Source organism: Paenibacillus sp. EKM212P (assembly GCF_011066115.1).
GTDB lineage: Bacteria > Bacillota > Bacilli > Paenibacillales > Paenibacillaceae > Paenibacillus > Paenibacillus polymyxa_B.
Genome location: NZ_JAAMNR010000008.1, coordinates 41,778 through 61,297 on the forward strand (window position 1 = coordinate 41,778; position 19,520 = coordinate 61,297).

15 protein-coding genes are annotated in these 19,520 nt (G+C 49.8%); all 15 read right to left on the reverse strand.

Annotated features, from left to right (window positions below):
* Positions 1–122: 122 nt before the first annotated feature.
* The 15 genes from G9G54_RS20530 to G9G54_RS20600 all read right to left on the reverse strand — a co-directional run bounded on the left by G9G54_RS20530 (position 123) and on the right by G9G54_RS20600 (position 19,129).
* Entirely contained in the window at positions 123–2,045 is a 1,923-nt protein-coding gene (locus G9G54_RS20530) for an IucA/IucC family protein (protein ID WP_165179409.1), read from the reverse strand.
* Complete coding sequence (locus tag G9G54_RS20535; RefSeq protein ID WP_165179410.1) at positions 2,005–3,258, reverse strand: type III PLP-dependent enzyme; 1,254 nt, start codon at positions 3,256–3,258, stop codon at positions 2,005–2,007. Before G9G54_RS20535 ends, G9G54_RS20530 begins: the two co-directional genes overlap by 41 nt.
* On the reverse strand, positions 3,255–4,031 hold the full coding sequence (locus G9G54_RS20540) for an HpcH/HpaI aldolase family protein (protein WP_165179411.1): 777 nt from the start codon (positions 4,029–4,031) through the stop codon (positions 3,255–3,257). The genes G9G54_RS20535 and G9G54_RS20540 overlap by 4 nt, the downstream gene beginning before the upstream one ends.
* Positions 4,028–5,812, reverse strand: coding sequence for an IucA/IucC family protein (locus G9G54_RS20545; protein ID WP_165179412.1), 1,785 nt, complete (start codon positions 5,810–5,812; stop codon positions 4,028–4,030). The genes G9G54_RS20540 and G9G54_RS20545 overlap by 4 nt, the downstream gene beginning before the upstream one ends.
* Entirely contained in the window at positions 5,800–7,515 is a 1,716-nt protein-coding gene (locus G9G54_RS20550) for an IucA/IucC family protein (RefSeq protein ID WP_238808294.1), read from the reverse strand. Before G9G54_RS20550 ends, G9G54_RS20545 begins: the two co-directional genes overlap by 13 nt.
* Before the next feature lie 82 nt (positions 7,516–7,597).
* Positions 7,598–7,813 carry a hypothetical protein gene (locus G9G54_RS20555; protein WP_165179414.1) on the reverse strand — a complete coding sequence of 72 codons (216 nt, stop codon included), beginning with the start codon at positions 7,811–7,813 and terminating at the stop codon, positions 7,598–7,600.
* 9 nt (positions 7,814–7,822) lie between these two features.
* Entirely contained in the window at positions 7,823–8,848 is a 1,026-nt protein-coding gene (locus tag G9G54_RS20560) for an ATP-grasp domain-containing protein (RefSeq protein ID WP_165179415.1), read from the reverse strand.
* A gap of 330 nt (positions 8,849–9,178) precedes the next feature.
* Positions 9,179–9,961, reverse strand: coding sequence for an IucA/IucC family C-terminal-domain containing protein (locus G9G54_RS20565; RefSeq protein ID WP_238808296.1), 783 nt, complete (start codon positions 9,959–9,961; stop codon positions 9,179–9,181).
* Positions 9,930–10,751: an ABC transporter ATP-binding protein gene (locus G9G54_RS20570; RefSeq protein WP_165179416.1), complete on the reverse strand. Its 822-nt coding sequence runs from the start codon at positions 10,749–10,751 to the stop codon at positions 9,930–9,932. The genes G9G54_RS20565 and G9G54_RS20570 overlap by 32 nt, the downstream gene beginning before the upstream one ends.
* Positions 10,752–10,764: 13 nt before the next feature.
* A complete protein-coding gene (locus G9G54_RS20575; RefSeq protein WP_165179417.1) occupies positions 10,765–11,808 on the reverse strand; it encodes a FecCD family ABC transporter permease in 1,044 nt (347 codons plus the stop codon).
* Positions 11,805–12,818 carry a FecCD family ABC transporter permease gene (locus G9G54_RS20580; protein WP_165179418.1) on the reverse strand — a complete coding sequence of 338 codons (1,014 nt, stop codon included), beginning with the start codon at positions 12,816–12,818 and terminating at the stop codon, positions 11,805–11,807. Before G9G54_RS20580 ends, G9G54_RS20575 begins: the two co-directional genes overlap by 4 nt.
* Before the next feature lie 93 nt (positions 12,819–12,911).
* A complete protein-coding gene (locus tag G9G54_RS20585) occupies positions 12,912–13,913 on the reverse strand; it encodes an ABC transporter substrate-binding protein (RefSeq protein ID WP_165179419.1) in 1,002 nt (333 codons plus the stop codon).
* Positions 13,914–14,261: 348 nt separating this feature from the next.
* Positions 14,262–14,390, reverse strand: coding sequence for a hypothetical protein (locus tag G9G54_RS26080; RefSeq protein WP_274597356.1), 129 nt, complete (start codon positions 14,388–14,390; stop codon positions 14,262–14,264).
* A 315-nt stretch (positions 14,391–14,705) separates the two neighbouring features.
* On the reverse strand, positions 14,706–16,223 hold the full coding sequence (locus tag G9G54_RS20595) for a glycoside hydrolase family 30 protein (protein WP_165179420.1): 1,518 nt from the start codon (positions 16,221–16,223) through the stop codon (positions 14,706–14,708).
* Positions 16,224–16,399: 176 nt separating this feature from the next.
* Positions 16,400–19,129 carry a beta-glucosidase gene (locus tag G9G54_RS20600; RefSeq protein ID WP_165179421.1) on the reverse strand — a complete coding sequence of 910 codons (2,730 nt, stop codon included), beginning with the start codon at positions 19,127–19,129 and terminating at the stop codon, positions 16,400–16,402.
* Positions 19,130–19,520 lie beyond the last annotated feature (391 nt).

Below are 19,520 nucleotides of genomic sequence, written 5' to 3' on the forward strand. Positions count from 1 at the left end.
TATGTGTCTATGTGACTGCACTCACTGCTATCAATGAACTCTTACATAAAAAGGCAACCCGATTACACCGGGTCACCTCCGTCATCGCTCACCCTATCTAAACTAACATTCTAGCCACAACTCTATCCTTTGTAAAAAGGATTATGACCTGTGCCTTTGCCCGATGGCATCGCCCCAGGCACACCGTCCGCTTCCAGCAACGGACGGACAATGAGCTTCACCGGCCACTCCCTGCTCTCGAATACCGCTTGGAGCAGCTCGGCCCGGTCAGCTTCGGGAAGCGGCACCACCCGTAGCGCTTCCTTCCACGCCTGCTCGGTAATATTCCATAACTTCGCTTCCGGGATAGGATACACCTCGCTTAGCGCTTCCATAATCGCAGCCAGGTTCACCTGCGTGCCCAGCGACTGCACGTAGAAGATCAGCTTGTGGATCGTCTCATTATACAAGCTGTTCGAGTATCCTGGCCGAATATGATAACCCGGGTCCGCAATGCCGTGTTTGTCCAGATACGGCTGATGCAAACGTACGGAGTCGTGGTCACGGAATAACAGGCCGTTCACCTGTCCGTCCCGCAGGACCACGCAGCAGTTCTGACCGTGAATTTCGGGTACAACGCCTACCTTGAACAGCCGCATCACCACATCATAGAATAACGCCGTCAGATCGGTGTAGAATCCCATGACCTCTTCACTGGTTAACTCTCTGCCCAGCAGGTCGGATAACATATGGCGACCTTCCAGCGTCACCCCAAGCGCAGCCATGGGAATGACCTGCACACCTTCTTCCAGCAACTTTGGCGGATAGATGCGAATCTGGGCGGCCAGATGGCGAGGATGATCATCGAACAATCCCATGGATTCCGGCATGTATCCCCACCAGTTCCGTTCCTCGCAGAGCCACACTTTACCTGTGAGTGATTCATCACAGGCCACCGCCTGTCGTAACATCTTCTCCCCAGCCAGACCATTCAGCAGCTTCACCACCGGGAGATAGCGGGCGGCCCCGAGAGACAACACACTGACCGGAAGCTTGAGCATCTGTGTGGATTCCTCCATCGGAGCCATCGAGCGCAGGGACGATGTCGCCTGCACCTCTCCCAATTCGATATCCAGTACAATGATGGTACCGTCCGCGATCTCTCCGGTAAAACGCGGCAAGATGATATGCTCCATCTGCCATGGATGTACTGGCATGGGCATGTATTCTTGCAGATTCAGGCCCTTCCGAGCCAATTCTGCTTCCAGCCTGCTGCGCTGTTCTTCACCCAGTACATCCAGTGTGGACAGTCCTTCCTCACATCCCTGTTGTACGGCATCCCAACGCACCGCCACCCATCGCAGCGGAATCTCCTTCCTGAATTCCGCTGAATACCGGGTCACATCCGCTTCCGTGAATCCCACCTTGGCCTTGGAGCTGGGGTGAAATGGACGATCTCGCAGCGCTGCAACCTGCTCTCCCTTGATAAACCAATCGTATGCATTGAACGGAACTTGTTCTCCCAGTCCTTGCACCTGCTGGAGTCCCAGTGCCAATTGCTCGGTGGCTATTTCCACGCCTGCCAAGAATTCCGCAACCCCGGGATGCGCATATGCTTCATCGGAAAGCGTCATCCGAAGCACAGCCTGTCCTACGACTACTGGAGATTCAAGAAGCTTCCATCCTCCATCCGGTGTCTCTCCATAGACAGGTGAACCTTGTACCCATTGATATCCCTGCCTTTTGCCTGCTTCCACCAGAAACAAAATCCCTTTCCAATGCAGCATAAGCTGTCCACTATGCCTACCTGTTCCATTCTCATCCTGCTTATCCTTGCCTACGACATTGCCGTCGAGTTCGTCAGCTATTCCTCGTCCGCTCTGCGGAGGACCTCCATTGCCATCCCCCAGAACCATTCGGCGGAACGGTTCAGGTGAAGTAGAGAGTTCAATGAACGGATGCCCTTCCAGCGGAAGCAATTGCTCGGCCAGAAATGCATTGATCAGATCCTCCATAATCCGGCGCTCAGCGTCTTGCAGACTGGCACGCTTCATCATTGTTGACATGGTTGTTGTCCTCCGTCAAATAATGGAATGCCGGGTGCGGATGGCCCAGAAAATCATGATGCGAGATGGTCCAGCAATAAGCTCCTGACTTCTCAAACACAACAATATCGCCTACACGCAGCCGCTCTACTTCCGCATCCGAATGCATACGATCCTTGGGTGTACACAGTTCTCCGACCATGTGGACTTTGCTGTCCCGTACCTCTGGTCTTGCAAACGAATGCCCCCAACGGTCCGTAGACATAATATGAAACGGATGGTTGTGTCCCCATGATGCGGGTAGACGATTATGATGTGTACCTCCTCTTAACACGGCAAAATGCTGACCATGCGATGTTTTGATATCCGTAACCTCTGCCGCATAATAACCGTGGTCAGCGACAAGCATGCGACCCGGCTCGAAATACAACTGTATGCCGCGTGAAGCAAGGCGCCCTCTGGTTTCACTTCGCTCAATCAGGGATGTGAACAGGGACCAGTCGAACCCGGGGCTACCATCATATGTGACACCAAACCCGCCTCCGGCGTTAATTACTTCAAGATGCAGGTCATATGCCTGCTGCCACATTTCCACCTTTTGCAAATACAGCTCAATCATCTCGGCATGCAGTCTCGCGTCCACATTGTTCGATAACGAGTGGAAATGAAATCCGCATAAACGCACCGAGCCCGCGCCTTCCTCACGAATGACCCGGACTGCTTCCTCCACGCTCTCCTCATCCATGCCGAATGGACTCGGACCACCGCCCATTACAATCCGGGTCCGTGGCAATGTGCTACTTCTCAGATTGATCCGCAACAGAATGCGAACTTCCTCTCCTCTCCTTGTAGCAATGGCGATGACACGCCGCAGTTCCAGCAGGCTCTCCACATGAATAAAACTCACCTGATGCTCGATAGCCTGCTTCAACTCATTCTCCTTTTTCCCCGGACCGCCAAACAGGATTGGAACCTCGCTACTTACGCTCCTCACCTTGAGCAACTCGCCAATGGATGCTACCTCGAACCCGTGAACCCAGGGCAGAAAAGCCTCAATAATTCGAGAATCCGGATTGGCCTTTATGGCATAGAACAGCCGTATGCCTCCGGGCAGCGTGTGCAGCATGTGACGGACCTGCTTCTGAATACCAGCCAGATCGTAAACATAAGCACATACCGGGTCTTCACTATCTCTTTGCAGTTCATGGATCATATTCCATACGCTTGATTTCATATCAGTCCACCCGCATTTCCATAGTCATTCCGTTTCTGTTCGTATGCCCGAAAAGCCGTATTCCGGTCATCGCCCAACACGTATATGTATACCCCCCGTTCCGCCCACAGCGCCATGCCTTCCTTGCTTCTGGCCACCGTTGCATACGGTACCTGGCACTGCTTCGCGGCTTCATGTAATGCACCTAGCGAACGTTGCACGTCTGGATGTTCCGTCTGCCACGGTACGCCAAGTGATTGCGACAGGTCTGCCGCCCCCTCTAGTACCCAGCTCACCTGGGGATGAGATAGAATGCTCGCACTTTGCCGGACGCCCTCCACACTTTCGATCATCGGTACAACCATCACCTGTTCATTCGCTTCCTGAATATACCCGGTAAGTGGATACTTGCCGAATACCCCCGGTCGCCCACTGTTCAGACTCCGCATGCCAAGCGGATGATAATACGCATGACGAACTGCTTCCTCCACCTGCTCCCGCTGTTCCACATGAGGTATGACGATGCCTTGTGCGCCGCAATCCAATACCTTTAGAATCTCTACTCGCTCTACCTTTGAGATGCGTACCAGCGGGGTCATCCCTGCCAGTTCCGCAGCACGAACCAGCTCTTCCACCGATTCCATATTCGTTGCGGCATGTTCCAGGTCGATAATTACAAAATCATACTCCGCATGTCCAATCATCTCGATGATGACCGGATGCGGGATAGAGACAAAAAGGCCGAACACTGGCTGTTTACGTTCAATTTTCTCCTTCAGCGTGTTGGTTCTCATCCGAAAACATCCTTCGCCAACTTCAGCGGATTGCTGACCTTACGGAAATACAGCTCTCCGTCCCCATACAGGCGGCGCTTGGTCATCTCTTCAATCAGCGCATCCTCGGCAAAAAGATCAAACCACTCGAACCGCTCCTCATACTCCGGGTGCTCCCGCTGGTAGTCCACAATCGTAGCCGCGCACAGTCGCCAGAACGCTTCTTCTGTCAGACCGAACTTCTCCAGCGTCAGCGCAATATCCGTCATGCAGATAAAAAAGAACGCATCATACGTATAGTCCCGGACTTCCGACACATCACTTGCGTAGATAAAGGAATACCGATTGAACTTGTGATGGGTCTCCGGTTCGGGGTGCAGCTTCGGGGCTCTTTCCGGGTTCAGCAACTTCTCGGGTACATAGCGGACACCATCGTGAAGATCCTTGATGATGATCCGTTTCGGCAGATCATTTTCCAGCACCAGAATGATATTCTGGGCATGCGATTCCAGCGCAATGCCGTGTGCATAGAGCAGATGAATAATGGGCAGCGATACCGTTCGAACGAGGGCTTCACTCCACTTCTGAATGCCGTGACGCTCAACTGCACCCTGGATAAACGGTATCCCGTTCGACTGTACTAGCATAAGTGCATTTAAGGGCCAAGCTGTCTCGCCTTCTTGCAGATGAACAGATACATTTTCACGCCAGATCGCCCCGATTGTGCCATACGCTCGTCCATACTGGATTGCAGGCAAGTTCTCGTACCGGAGCGTGAGTCCCATGATTTCTTTCAGAATGGCAAACTGTTCCCGTTGCAGCAACTCATCCTCCCGAATCAGTGCTTCCAGCCAGTCGCTGATCAGCGGTGCATTCTGGGTCGTGTGTTGTGCGAGAATACGTGTACTGGACGTATTGGTAATACTCAGTGCCAGCTTGAGATAAGGCGCTTCTGGATTCATTCGGTTCGACAGGGAACGAATGGACTGCTGGGCGCGATAAGCTGATGCCGAAGGGCCGAGAAAAACGATATCTTTGTCCATTCGTTGCCGGGCAAACACCGATTCCAGCTGGTGTTCCCATTGCCATGGATGAACAGGAATGAATATATAGCGATTCCCCTCAGTATCTTCCGACTGAAGCATCAGATCAAATCGGCTGATATCCGCCTCTGTGAGATGTTGTCTCACCAACTGTTCTGACGTGTAGCCTGTGGAGAGAGCCGTTTGCACAAGTCCTTCTTTCACGGCAATCCAGTATACGGTCACATCCGAGTTAAACTCTGGACCGTAAGCAAGATTGTCTTTTAGGGTGAAGCCAAGCCTCGACTTGTAGCTTGGATGGTAAAGATGACCATCGCTCATATGGCTTTCGAGGGCATCATAGTGTCGGTCTTTATCCGGAATCTTCTCAGGCAGCAAAGCCCGGCACTGACTGTCCTTCGCCATCGTCTCCAGCAATTCCTGAATGAAGGCCGTCACATTCGCACCCTCCAGAAGGTTCAGTACCATTTCCTCCAGAAACAGATCCAGATCGGTGCAGGGCACGCCCTCTCTTCGAATCGAGCCCTTCACCACCTTCACTCGGCCAAATGAAAACTTCTGCTCCGCCTCACAGCTGTATGTCACAGCCTGCCCTGACGTATTCCGCCCCACAGTGCGCCATTCGTTCCCATCCACCTTACAGTCAAGGATACCCTCGAACCACATGGCTTCCAGCGTCTGCCGCATGATCCGTTCCTGTACATCCGTGTATACTGCCGTCTTGTGACCTTTCTCAGCCCTGTACCCTATGAACCCCACGCCACTTCACTCCCTATTCGGTTCATTATATTACTCACCGGCACATACGCCGGGGTCTGACTGATCCCCCTGAGACAGCTCACCAGATTTTGTTTCGCCAGAAAACTGTCCGCGGTCAGCAAATGCTGCACATATACGTTTCCAGTTCGGTCTAGTTCCTTCACCAGCACTTCGCGGACCTTTGTCCAGAAATGCTCCTCCGGTATGTTCACATCCCTTGCTATCGCATGAATGAGGGAACCCAGATGATTGATGATAAAGTAATAGGATGTCCTCGCCCAAGCCTTGTCCCGTGGATAAAACAACAATCTAGAGGGAGCGGTATCCACCTCATGGATCAGCTCCTCATCGACACTGACTCCTTCCAAGTCACGCACGATAAATACCTCAGGCATTCCGTCTCTTAGCGTCACGAGAGTATTTTGCAAATGAGCTTCAAAGTGAATGCCTCGCTCTCCGGCCGCTCGTACAATGGGCAGCAAAGACAAGGTCAGATAACGTGCAAACCAGCGCTCGGCTTCAGCACGTACGCCACCCAGCATCGTCATGAGTCGTGATTGCATTCCCGGCAAGGGAGCTTCTACCAGACTCGACAGGACATATGTACATTCCGGGTCAAACTCAATCGGTCTGTATGCGACAGTAAACAAACTCGTTAATTCCCCCTCCTGAAAATCACAAGTGGCTACACCTGTCTCATAGGCAATCTGTGTATGCTGATCTACACCGAAGCAATTCTGCTGCCTGACGTACCTGGAGGCATCCAGCGTCCTTCGCATCTGCTCCGCACTATTGGTGCGAATCATGTTGGTAATCTGTATGTTCAGCGACAGCTTGATATTGCAATTTAGCTCTGGAATATAGACGGTGCGTACCGAGGAGGTCGGATAGGCCTTCGGTCCACAGCTGCCTATCGGAATGAGTTTCTTGTCCAGAATATACTGCTGGACCTCAGACAAGCCCAGCACGTACGTATACTGCCAGGGATGGACAGGCAGCAGTTCATACTCATCCCCATGCTCACCGCACTCCGCTTCCCAAGCTTGTTCCACATGCCCGTGCAGGCTGGCATGCAGATTGATCCTGGTGGGATCATCTACCCATTCCTGCCTGTATACGTCCTTCCTGACAGCAACGTAACAGAGTTGGAACGAGGTACGCAGTTCCGGACTGTACATCCGTACGTCGTGTTCAGTGAAACCTTTTGAGTTTTTTGGAAACGGGTGAAAGGGATGACCATACACCAGAGACTGTTCGGAAGTACAGTAATCAAACATGCCAAGTCCAGCAGCCTGCTCGATATACAGCGCAAGATTATTCACGCTGTTATCTACCTTTTCCGCAAAATCACGCACAGTAGTCGCACGGGTCAATCTGCCTTGCTCATGCCGACTGTTTCCATACGCCGTGTCTTCACTCAGCTCCCGGGTGATCCAGCGAACCAGGTCCTGATAATGCACCGCTTGCCCGCGCTGTTGTACGCTTCGGTACTCATGCTCACCCATAGCCGAGTAATACGCTAATTGTCCGGTTATCGTCACCCTGCTGGCCTGAAAAGCAACTGCGTACGTCATCGCATCCGGATTAATCCGAATGTCGCCCTCCTTCTCCACCGCAAGCTCCCGGATATAACAATTGAGCAGCAGCTTGCAAGAGTGTATATTCGCCTGCTGCTCTGCTTCAGATCTGAGCCTGTTTTCCATCTCGAACAATGTTGCCAACCTTCTTTCGGGTTATAAATAAAACGAGGGGCAAGGTCAACAGGATGGCACAGCCGAGAGCCTACTAATCTCTTTCAGTGCCGCCCATCGGGCCATATTCGCTGGTGTTCCGACCCCGGCAAGTCATTAGCAGACCCATCATCCAGAGACCTACACTGCTGACCAGCAGCAGAATGCTGGATGGATGCCACCGCTTGCGGCGAGTGGGCACGCACATTCGAATATACCGACCACACCATAGGAGAGAGAACAAAGTAAGCGGGACATTGAGCCACAACATGAATTGCCCTTATTCTGCAATCGACTTTTCGAAATGATGTTCCATCTGAAAAAGATACTCCAGGTACAATCGGACGACATCACGTGTGGTCCCCCCAAAGGGAAAGACATGGTGCGTCAGGTCTGGCAATGCGTTGACTTCCAGAATGCCTCCCTGATCTGCTGTCAGCGGCTGGCGGATATCCTCACAACGGATATCAATGCCAGCCACATCAATCTGGAGAGCTTCTGCGGCCTCAACTGCCATTTGTGCATTGTCAGGAAGAATCGCTTCCGTACAGTCCACATAAAATTCACTGATGTTTCCGGCGGCCGAATTGCGAAGATCATATAGCTCGATCTCTCTTCCAGCCGCAGGTACCTCCTCCAGCGTGATTCCCTGTCCAAGCAGGACCTCTCGCAAAGGCTCTGCATCTTCATCAATCTTGGGAAAGGCCTCGAACTCCCCTATACTGGTATGCCGGATTCGCTGCTGATTCAACAATCGAATCAACGCCCGGATGGTTGAGGTGCCATCCCCTTTTACATAGACAGGTCGATACTCATTTACTGCCGCCACTTCCCCGTTAATGACCAGTACCCTGTAATCCACACCCGTTACGAATTGCTGCAGCATAATGCTGTTACTATGGGTACCCGCCCGGGCAATAGCCGTTTCCAATTCCTCGTTTGTTCGAACGTCCAGTGTCACACCTGCACTGCCGCTTGCGTCCAGCGGCTTCACTACAACAGAACGATGCAGTTTCAGAAACTGCGTTGCCTTGTCACCCATTGCCTCGATAACGATAAACGGCGGCATAGGCATCCCCCGCTCATGCAGCAGCATATTACATACCTGCTTGTTCTTAGCGAGCAGTCCAGCGATCAAGGGTAGACGATGCGATCTGGTTTTATTAATGACTCTGCGCTTGTCTCCATAGGACAATTCCAGAAAATCTTCACATTCTGCGAGAAGTGGCTCGCAGGTCATTCCCATTTCTCTTGCTTTGCTTATGATGAGTCGGTTTTGCAGATTATGAATTCCTTTCGGAAACAATGAGAATCCTCCCCGACCGAATGAAGGCGTTCGCTCCTGGTTGTGCTTTCATCGGATTGATTTGATGGAAACGATATTGATAATGATTATCAGTTTCAAACAAAATCTATTTTATGGCAATTTCAGTCACCTTGTCAATAATAAGCTTTTTAGGAAAAAAAAGATGTTTTTGCAGGGAGAGAATCCCCAAATGAAGGAATGTTCATGGAACAATGGGCACAACAAATAAGGCAAGCTCTGAATTTCGTTATGTCATAAGCTTGCCTGTGCTATTCGCTGTATGAGATGCAATGAAGTATAGGCTGGGGATGTGGATGATAATCATCGGTATTAATGCTTTAATTTGGGGCAGGTAGGGCAGTAATCTTCTGGATCATCTGCCGCGAGATAATAGTAACAACAAGTTTTGCGTACACGAATAGGTGTATCTGAGACAGCTGTTGCCCGTTTGGGCGTATTAAACTGCTTGAGCGGGTTACGGGATTCACCAAAGAGATGGGCAGGTGCATCACAAATTAGATAATGGAAGTCCTCTTCGACACGCTGCTTTTCTTCAGGCGTGGCTCCTTCGGCAAACTTGTTCTCATAGAGCCAGTATACGTAAATGGCCGTGTTCTCCCACAGGACTGAACGGGAAATCCGGGTTGCCTTGGACAGCGATTGCCATACCTTGGCCAGATTGCCGGCGAACATCTGTTCAATCACCTGATCTCTCCATACGTCACGCTGATCCGCCTCTGGTGAGGTCGTCTGCCAATCGGTCAGCCTAGCCTTGGGAAGCCATGCTTCTCCGTGATAACTGGATTCAATCGTGCCGTTGGCAATCTCATAATTCAGGCCTTTGTTGAAGCGTGACATGGCATAGAGACCCGAAGCTGTGATCAAGTAAGCATATCGTTTAGCAAAGAGCGATACAGTAGCCGTTTCGGAGTCCGTCTCAAAGATGTCTCTCACCCCTTGCAAATAGTTCAGGCTTTTGGACGGGTCCAGCAAGTCCGTAAATGGCATCGAAAATGTACGATCTGTCGAAGGCTCCCAGGTCAGACGGTATTCGGCAGCCAAGGCCTGCATCTCTTGATCATCAAGCCAAGTGGCTGTAGCGTGTGGTTTCATTTAACTTCCTTCCCTTCCCGTGCGGAATGCACATGGGTGTGCCAAACAGCGGATCAACCGCAATGTCGCACTCCATCTGGAAGACCGTACGGACCATGTCCTGCGTAACAATGTCTTCCGGTTTTCCTTCCGCGTAGATGGACTTGTTGTGGACAGCCACAATATGGTGAGCATAGCGACACGCAAGATTCAGATCATGAAGCACCATCACTATGGTGCGCCCCTCCTGTTCATTCAAATCGAACAGCAGATCCAGAATATCAATCTGATGGGTCATATCCAGATAAGTCGTTGGTTCATCCAGCAGCAGGGTTTCTGTTCCCTGTGCGAGTGTCATCGCAATCCAGGCGCGCTGGCGTTGTCCGCCAGATAATGCGTCCACGGGCCGATCAGCCAGAGCAGTCAGATGGGTGGATTCCAACGCAAGCCTGACCATGCGTTCGTCCTCACAGGACCACTGTTTCAGCCATGTCTGGTGTGGGTAACGCCCTTGCCGAACCAGTTGGTTTACCGTCAGTCCCTCTGGAGCAGAAGGACCTTGCGGCAGAATGGACATACGTCTTGAAATTTCCTTGGTAGGCAACTTCGCAATCTCCTCGCCATCCAGCAGTACCGAGCCTGAACTGGACTTCAGCAGTCGCGCCATCGTTCGCAGCAAGGTGGACTTCCCGCAACCGTTGCTGCCAATCAGGACAGTAGTTTTCCCCTTGGGAATAGTCAGGTTCAAATTCTCTATAATAGGCTCTGCGCCATAGGCGATCGTAAGGTCCTTGGCTTCCAGAATACTCACAGCATTCTCCTCCTCAAAACTGATTTCGATTCTTGAACAACAGATACAGGAAAAACGGTGCTCCTACCCCGGCGGTAAATACCCCTGCCGGAACATCGAGCGGCAGAAATACCGTACGGGCAATCAGATCAGCAGCAAACACAAGCAGGGCACCGACCAGTCCCGAAACGATGAGCATGCTGCCAAACATGCGCCCTACCAGCTTCCGGGCAATATGCGGCGCAATCAGACCGACAAATCCAATCGTCCCCGCGACAGCTACAGCAGCCCCGGCCAGCAGTACACTGCACAGTAGCAGTGCTGAACGATGACGCTGTACAGTGACCCCCAGCCCAGTGGCCAGATCATCCCCGAATTCCTGTGCGTTCAGACTGCGGGCAAACCAGATCGCCACCGGAAGCACGATTACAATCACCGGGATGATTGTTCTAACATCGGTCCACGATGCGCCATACACACTCCCCGTCAGCCAGATATACGCCTGACCAGCCGTATAGAATGGACTAAGGATCAGCATGAAGGTCGTCCCGGCCCCCGTAATGGCTGACACTCCGATTCCGATCAACACCAGCCGAATCGGGCTAACTCCTTTTTTCCAGGCAAGAAGATAAATGATGATTGCGGTAATCATCGCCCCCACAATGGCAAACAACGGCAACAGCTTGATACTGATGGTTCCACCCAGCAGGGTGACAAAACCTACAGCGGCAACGGCAGCTCCTCCCGTTATCCCGATCACATCCGGTGAAGCGAGCGGATTACGGATAATCCCCTGCAAGAGGGCACCGGACATGCCTAGTGCTGCACCCACAAGCAACGATAACAGCACACGCGGCAGCCTTAGCGTCAACACGACAAAGTCATGATCGCCTGCGCCCAGACCGAAAATCGTCTGCAGCACATTCAGCGGAGATATAAAATCATTACCCACACTGGTTCCTGTAATGGATGCAATCAATATCAAAACCATACAGATTCCGATAATGAGCAGCGATTTGCGCTCCATTTGCAAGGATAACGTATCTTTTTTATTGCGAAAAGTAATCATCTTCCTCATATCTTCGTCCCCCCTTTGCGGGCAATATAGACGAAGAAGGGACCCCCAATGAGCGCAGTCATAACGCCAAGCGGAACTTCCTGCGGCATGATGATCAGCCGTGCAACCACATCCGCCGCCAATAACAAAATGGCGCCGCCCAGAATACAGTAGGGAACAAGCCAGCGGTAGTCGTTGCCTACAAACGCCCGCATGATATGCGGTACGACTAATCCTACCAGACCAATCGAACCGGCCACCGCAACAGAACCACCGGCCAGCAATACTGTAACGGTTCCCATAAGTACCTTAACCAGTAGCACGTTCTGTCCCATGCCTTTGGCGATATCATCACCGGTCAAAAGCAGATTGATCGCCCGGCCCATAAATAGGGATATCACAGCGGCAACCGTCATATATGGCAGTACAGGATACAGCATGTCAAGTGTCCGACCGCTCACTGAACCTGCAAGCCAGAACAACACGTCCTGTAATCCCGTTCCATCCAGCACCAGGATTGCCTGTGTGAACGAAGCAAAAAGTGCAGAGATAGCGGTACCCGCCAGCACAATCTTGATGGGAGTCAGACCATCACGACCGATGGACCCAAGCGCGTACACAATCACTGTTGCGATGGTTGCCCCGGCAAAACCAAACCACATCATCGTACTGAGCGAGGACACCGACAGCACCACGATGGCAATAACGATAAAAAAGATGGCACCCGCATTGATCCCAAACACACTTGGTGAAGCGAGCGGATTACGAGTTAGCGCTTGCATGAGTCCTCCCGCCACCGCCAAACTTGCACCAACAACAGCGGCAATAATTGTGCGTGGCAAACGTTCCGTCAGAAGTACGACATGCTCCACTGAGCTTTCGTCATAGTGTTGTAGTGCATTCACTGCTATTTGAAATGTTATGTGTGTACGTCCCAGTATCATGCTGGCTACACAGGCGAGTAATAACAAAATGAATAAGCCGGATAGTCCATAAATTTTCGTACTTGCCTTCGTAAAAAGGGGAAACATATTCTCACTCTTTCATCCGTGAAATGCAAAAAGACCTGCCTGCCCATACGCTTCGTATACGAATGTCCTGGTACATGGCAGGTCTTGCTCCCATTAGTTCAGATTGAACTGCTTGTATAGGTCGTCCAGCATCATGTTGGCCGATGTGTATCCGCCCCCCATGTTCCAGGCCACTTCATCAACCTGTACTAGCTTATTATTCTTCACTGCATCGAGATTTTTCCAGAGCGGACTGCTGGTCCAATCCTTATAGTTTTTCTCAATAGCTTCTGTTTCCGTGCCTGAATTGAAGTTGAAGATCATATCTGCGTTCATATCCGGGATGTTCTCTTTCGAAGTCAACTCCACCCCCCAGGTGTCTTCATCATGTCCAGGCGGTCTGGTAAATCCAAGCTCTTTCAATATTTTTCCGGCGTATCCCATATAGAAAATGCGAACCTGATCGGCTCTAAAATTCGTAATAGTCGCTTCAATGGGAAGACGGTCACCCATTTTGCCTTTAAAATCCGCTACCCTTGCATCCCAATCAGCAAGCAACTTGTCCGACTGTTCCTTCATATTCATCGCTTCACCAGCCGTCTTTACCGTCTCTTTCCAGTCAAACAAAGTCTCGGTAACTACCGTTGGAGCAATCTGGGACAGTTGATCATAGATATCCTCATGTCTTGTTTTGGTGGCAATGATTAGATCCGGCTTCAACTTGTTGATCTCTTCCAGGTTCGGCTGTGATTCCTGACCTACTTGCGTCACACCATCCAGATCATCTCTCAAATATTTATATACGGGTTGCTGAACCCAGGATTCCACAACACCCGTTGGCTTAACACCAAGTGCAACAACAACATCATTGGCACCCTGGAACAAGGTTACAATCCTCTTCGGAGTTCCCTTAACTGTCGTTTCACCCATGGCATGTTTGATAACTCTGGTCTGCTCGTCCGCACCACTGCCTGCTGCATTGCTCTCATTACCACTTGCAGACTTACTTGAAGGGTCTGTTGTCCCTGTAGTTCCACCTGAGGCACAACCAGCCAGCACCGATATCATCAGAATAAGTGCTATATAAATATGTAGCTTTTTGGTCAATCCAAACATGTAGTCCAACTCCCCCTTTTCATCCTAATTGATATTAAAAATCATTATCAATTGTATTGTAATTCAGTTGAGTACATTGTTCAAGCATATTGATACTGCTGCGGAAGAACTCCCCATGCCCCTGGTTTCATGTTGAGAATCTCCTTGTACAGTAAAGGCTTGGATGAATACAATATGCTCAGTATACAAAAAGGCGTAACCCACGATAGTTGATGGGTTACACCTTTATAAGAATTCATGACCTGTCTTCAAAAGACAGCGAGCTCAGACAAACACACCGATTAAGGTGTATGCCTGCCTACATATTGATAAGTACCTTTCGGGTATGCAATCCACGCACCCTGCTGATTAAAAATGGGCAACATTCGTCACATCCATGAAATCGTAAAAGGAGCTATTTATGATCAGATACGGTATTACTGGATTAACCGGATATAGCGCTATGCTGGATACGTTCATACGGTTCGTGTTTTTCATGAATTGGTGAACCTCCAGCTCATATCCTTCCATCTTATGAGAGAAGTCACATTCTCGATTGTAAAACAATTGCAGCACGATGCGACCCGTCGATACGAGAAAGGATACCCGTCCGTTCACCCGATTGGAACACATTCACCAGAAAGGCTGCCAAACGGTTCATTCTTGTTATTAGTGAAAAGATCTTATCATCCGCCTCTGAACCAATTCTGAACAATATTAAATTTTTTTCGCAGTCTGGATTTTGTAGCAAATGGAAAAAGAACGCTCAGCCAGATGGGCTAAGCGCTCTAAAACGTTGATGTACAGGCCGTGTCAGGAAGCCGTAGGATTCCATTGAAAGGTAGCCGCGGACTTGGATGGAAGGGTAGATTTGAAAACCTTATTTCCATGCCGAACCTTAAATGTCTTTGTGTTCTCTCCCGTATTGGCGGCAATCAGGACAAGCGTACCGTCGGGGTTGCGATAGGCAACCGTTTCAATACTCCCACTATAATGTGTAGAATCAATACGCACCGCACCTGGACGGACGAATTTGCTGGCGTGCCCAATCGCATAGTACTCCACATTTTTCGTAACTGCACCGCTTAACGGGTCGATGGTTACTACACCTCTACAATTGGCGCAACCCCCATTGGTCGGACCCCCGGACGGGTCAAGTGCGATATTCCAAAAGAGGACATTTTGCGACCAGTTTCGGGGTGCACCAATGATCAGCTTGGACATATCCCAGCTCAAATTATCTCCAAAGCCCGGACTCCACGCTCCCCCACTACATTCTGTCATATATACAGGCTTATCAGGAAAAGCATTATGCACATCTGTCATCGCTGTGGGCTCTCCTTTGTAGCAATGAAAGGCCGTTCCGTGCGTATAGTTTCGAGCCTGTTCATCTCCTAACACGGTCTTGGCATATTCGCTCCCTGTATCCCAGTTATGGTCAAAGGCAATAATGTGAGTAGATAAATGGTTTCGATTTAGGGTGGGACCCAGATATTGTTTAATAAAATTCGCCTGTTCTGCTGCTCCCATACTCATGCTGGGATACTTGGGCGTCGTGAATTCCGGCTCATTTTGAATGGAAATCGCCTGAATCGGAATTCCCTCGTTCGCATAAGCCTGTAGATAACGAACAAAATAGTCAGCATACGCCTGGTAGACGTGCGGATCGGTATAATCCAAATACCAGCCGTTATAAATCTGCTCTCCATATTTCATCCAGGGCGGAGCTGTCCAGGGGGTTCCCATAATCTTTAAATCCTGGTTTCTTCTCAGGATTTGCTTCAACACATCGATCACATCCCGATCCTTGGCGATGGAGAAATGATTCAGCTCGTAGTCCTTGCCTGTTGCCACATCGTCATAGGTATAGCTACCAGGCTGTCCCTGTTCATCTACGGAATAATCTGAGGCTCCAATGGTATGGCGAATATAACTTAGTTGAATGCCACTGGCTGTAAACAAATCATTTAGCAGCTGATCACGCTGATTGGCAGACATGCCATGATTCATCAGGTATGCGGATGAACCGGACACCGCTGCGCCAAATCCCTCCATCGTCTGATAATGAATATCTGGCTTAATCTCAATCGTCAGTGTATCCGCATTCGCTGCATTTTCTTGACTGTTATCCTTATCCCAACGGATCGGGGTTTGTTGGGTTAGGCGATTCGCCGGGTCGGGTGTTGTTAGCCACATGTTGACGTTATTTTCTGCTTTCGGCCCCGGAACATTCCGTATAGCCATACTGGCCAGGACCGCACAGATCAAAATGGCTACTGCAGCTATAAGCAGCCAGATGTCAGTACGTCGTTGCTTTTGGAGTTTTTTCATCTAATATCCTCCTCCCCCCATCATTATCCTGTCCCCATCCTCCCTACTATTTCAGCTTTCACTTGGGTTTCCCTTTGCATACCTGTTGGACGTTTACATACCGATAGCAAAAAGAGAGCCGGTGCTTGTGCCCGTGCTCTCTTGAATATAACCATTTTAAAACAAATATAACGGGATTACTTTTTTGCCTTTTCTGTAGAGGTTGCCGGAATCGTAACACTTCCTGTCAGTCGTAAATCCTGTGAGGAGCTACCCACATAAATGGGCACTTCACCCGCTGGCATAACCCATGCTTTGGACTTTTCATCCCAATAAGAGAAAGCTTTCGGGTCGAGCTCAATGCGTACCTTCTTCTCTTGACCCGGCTTCAACTCTACCTTGGACCAGCCTGCCAGTTGACGGGAAGGAGTCTCTACGTTTGTCGGAAGCTTACCGCTGTACACCTGTACAACCTCAGCTCCGGCTGTTTTGCCAGTGTTCTTCAATTTTAGCGAAACTTCGACGGAACTCGTACGATCGGATTTTTTTCCACTCGCATGCTGTTTTGTTTTCAGATCGCTATATCCGAATGTCGTATAGGATAAACCGTGTCCAAAGGAGAACGCTGGTTGAATACCCGATTTCTCATACCCACGATAACCTACAAAAATACCATCTGAATAGTCACCTATACCGTTCACGCCTGGAAACTTCTCTGGTGAGGACACGGGTGTAGACTGCTCGTTAACCGGGAAAGTTACCGGCAATTTACCAGAAGGATTCACATCACCGAATAAGACACGCGCTATAGCATTTCCTTGCTCTTGTCCAGCAAACCATGCTTGTACGATGGAAGGGACTTTGTCCTGCCAGGTATCCATTTGCACGGCTCTGCCACTCATTTGTACGACAATGGTTTTCGGATTTGCAGCCGCAACCGCACGGATCAGCCGATCCTGATTGTTCGGCAGTTCCATATCGGAACGCTCAACATATCCTTCGCTCTCATACGTACGCGTAACAACAATCGCAACATCCGATTTTTTCGCCAATTTCACAGCGTTATCAATCAACTTATCTGACGTATCTGCCGGAGGTTCCCAGCCCAGACGAACCATACCACCGGAATCACGACCATTTGTCGGATAATCAGCGCGGTATTCAATACGTATCTTGTGCTTTTCACCCGCTTTAAGGGAGATGTTTTTCTTCGTAGTGCCCAGCTTTTCACCTTGATTATCCACGAATAGCTTATCGTCGAGATACAGCTTGCTTGATCCTAAACTGGTTAATGACAATGCATAGTCACCATCCTTGGGAGCTGCAATTGCCCCTGTCCAGCGTGCAGATATCAAGCCGTTCAGTGTCGTTGGTGTATTGGGAACTTTAGGGGACTTCGCATTGAAGCCCTGATAATTATAAAATCCAAGGTTCATATTGACTTGGTCATCATTGCGTACAAGAATCGGATTGCCTTCCATCTTGTTATTCTTCCAGTATTCGCCTCGAAGCCCCTGTTCGCCATCTCCATAAGTCGCATATCCAACACTGATATCCTCTTTCTGATCAGATGTAGTCAACAGTGAAGACGGAACAGCAGATGGCCCTGGCATAATGTCTCCTGCAGAGATCGGGTCTGTGCCCGGTGCATATTGGACGGTAACTCCTTTGCCGACACGATTGCGGATGCCCTCTAACGGACTCACGGTATACGTCGGGTTCACCAACGAACTGCCTCCGCCTGCCACAGTACCGTTATCTGCATCGGGGCCAATCACAGCAATGGACTTGAGTTTATCTTTAGACAACGGTAATGCATTGTTTTTATTTTGAAGCAGTACCATACTTTCCTCAGCCAATTGACGGGCTGTTTTGCCATGGTCACGGGCATCAATTTGATTATTTTGAGCCGGGCGATCGAATAAACCTTTGCTGAACATTTGCACCAGAATGCGTCCAGCCTTATCATCAATCGTTTTTTCACTTACCTTGCCATTCTTAACAGCAGCCAGCAGCTGTTCTCCCCATTTACCATATGGTGTACCCGGTGTTTCCAGGTCCAATCCGCTATTTGCTGATTCGACTGTACTCAGGTTCGCACCGTAATCACTCATCACGAAGCCCTTGAATTGCAGTTCCTTCTTCAAGAGGTCCGTCAAAAGAGTTTTGTTCTCACAAGCAGACTCGCCGTTGACCTTGTTAAAGGAGCACATTGCCCCTCCCAAATCTGCCTTGGCGATAACTTCTTGGAACGGGCGTATGTAAATCTCATGCAACGCACGGTCACTGACTTTGACATTCGTCGTGAAGCGCTCCGTTTCCTGATTATTCATAAGGTAATGTTTCGCAGTCGCCAAAACAGGGTGGCTTTGTATACCTTTGACATAAGCTGTCGCCATTTGCGATTGCAGTAGCGGGTCCTCACCCATAGATTCAAAGTTTCGCGATCCCCATGGAATACGGGCAATATCCATTCCCGGTCCAAGCGCAACATTATGAGTTGTATTAAAAGCCTCGTCTCCGATCAAATCACCATACTGTTTGGCAGCTTGGGTATCCCACGTTGCAGCCAACGCAATTGGAGCAGGCAACGCAGTAGATTGCTTGTCCTGCACATCTGGATTAGCGATGCGCACACCCGCAGGTCCATCTGCCATCGTCAGCGCCGGAATACCCAACCGCTCCATCGAATTATTATAAAATCCATAGTAATTGTTGACCTTACCAGTCACCAAATCTATTTTTTCTTCCAGCGTCATTTCTTGCAGCAGCAACGCTGTCCGTTTCTCAGCCGACAGGGCCGTGTTCATCCAAGGCCGATCTGTCTGGCTACCTGCCGCTCCTGCAATATTCATAGGTCCGATCACAACAGCCGCGATAACTGTCATCATCACCATACGGAACAACCATGTTGATTTCACTTTCACGTTTGTAATTCCTCCTTGATGTTAGGTCATGAGGTGAATGTCTATTCAACTCTCACAGGCTTGCTTTGGCTCTCGATCCTGCGAGCTCCGACAAGAATCCAGAGCCACGGGATAAGCAAGCAAGTCAGCAAAAGCCGCACTGGCTCAAGTGACACGTTTACCACCCTACCGTACATTTTCGAAAATTTCATTGAAAGTTTTTGGAAGTACAGCACTAGGACCTTCATTCTTCTCCATAAAAAGAGAGCGCTCACAATTCAGTTAACCGATAATAAAATTACACTTTTGTAACTTTTTAATGACGGTTTTTTAACTAATTAAAATCACAAAAAATGATTCATATGTCCCACTCTTGATTGACTCATATGGCGTTACCTATCGTGCGACCAAA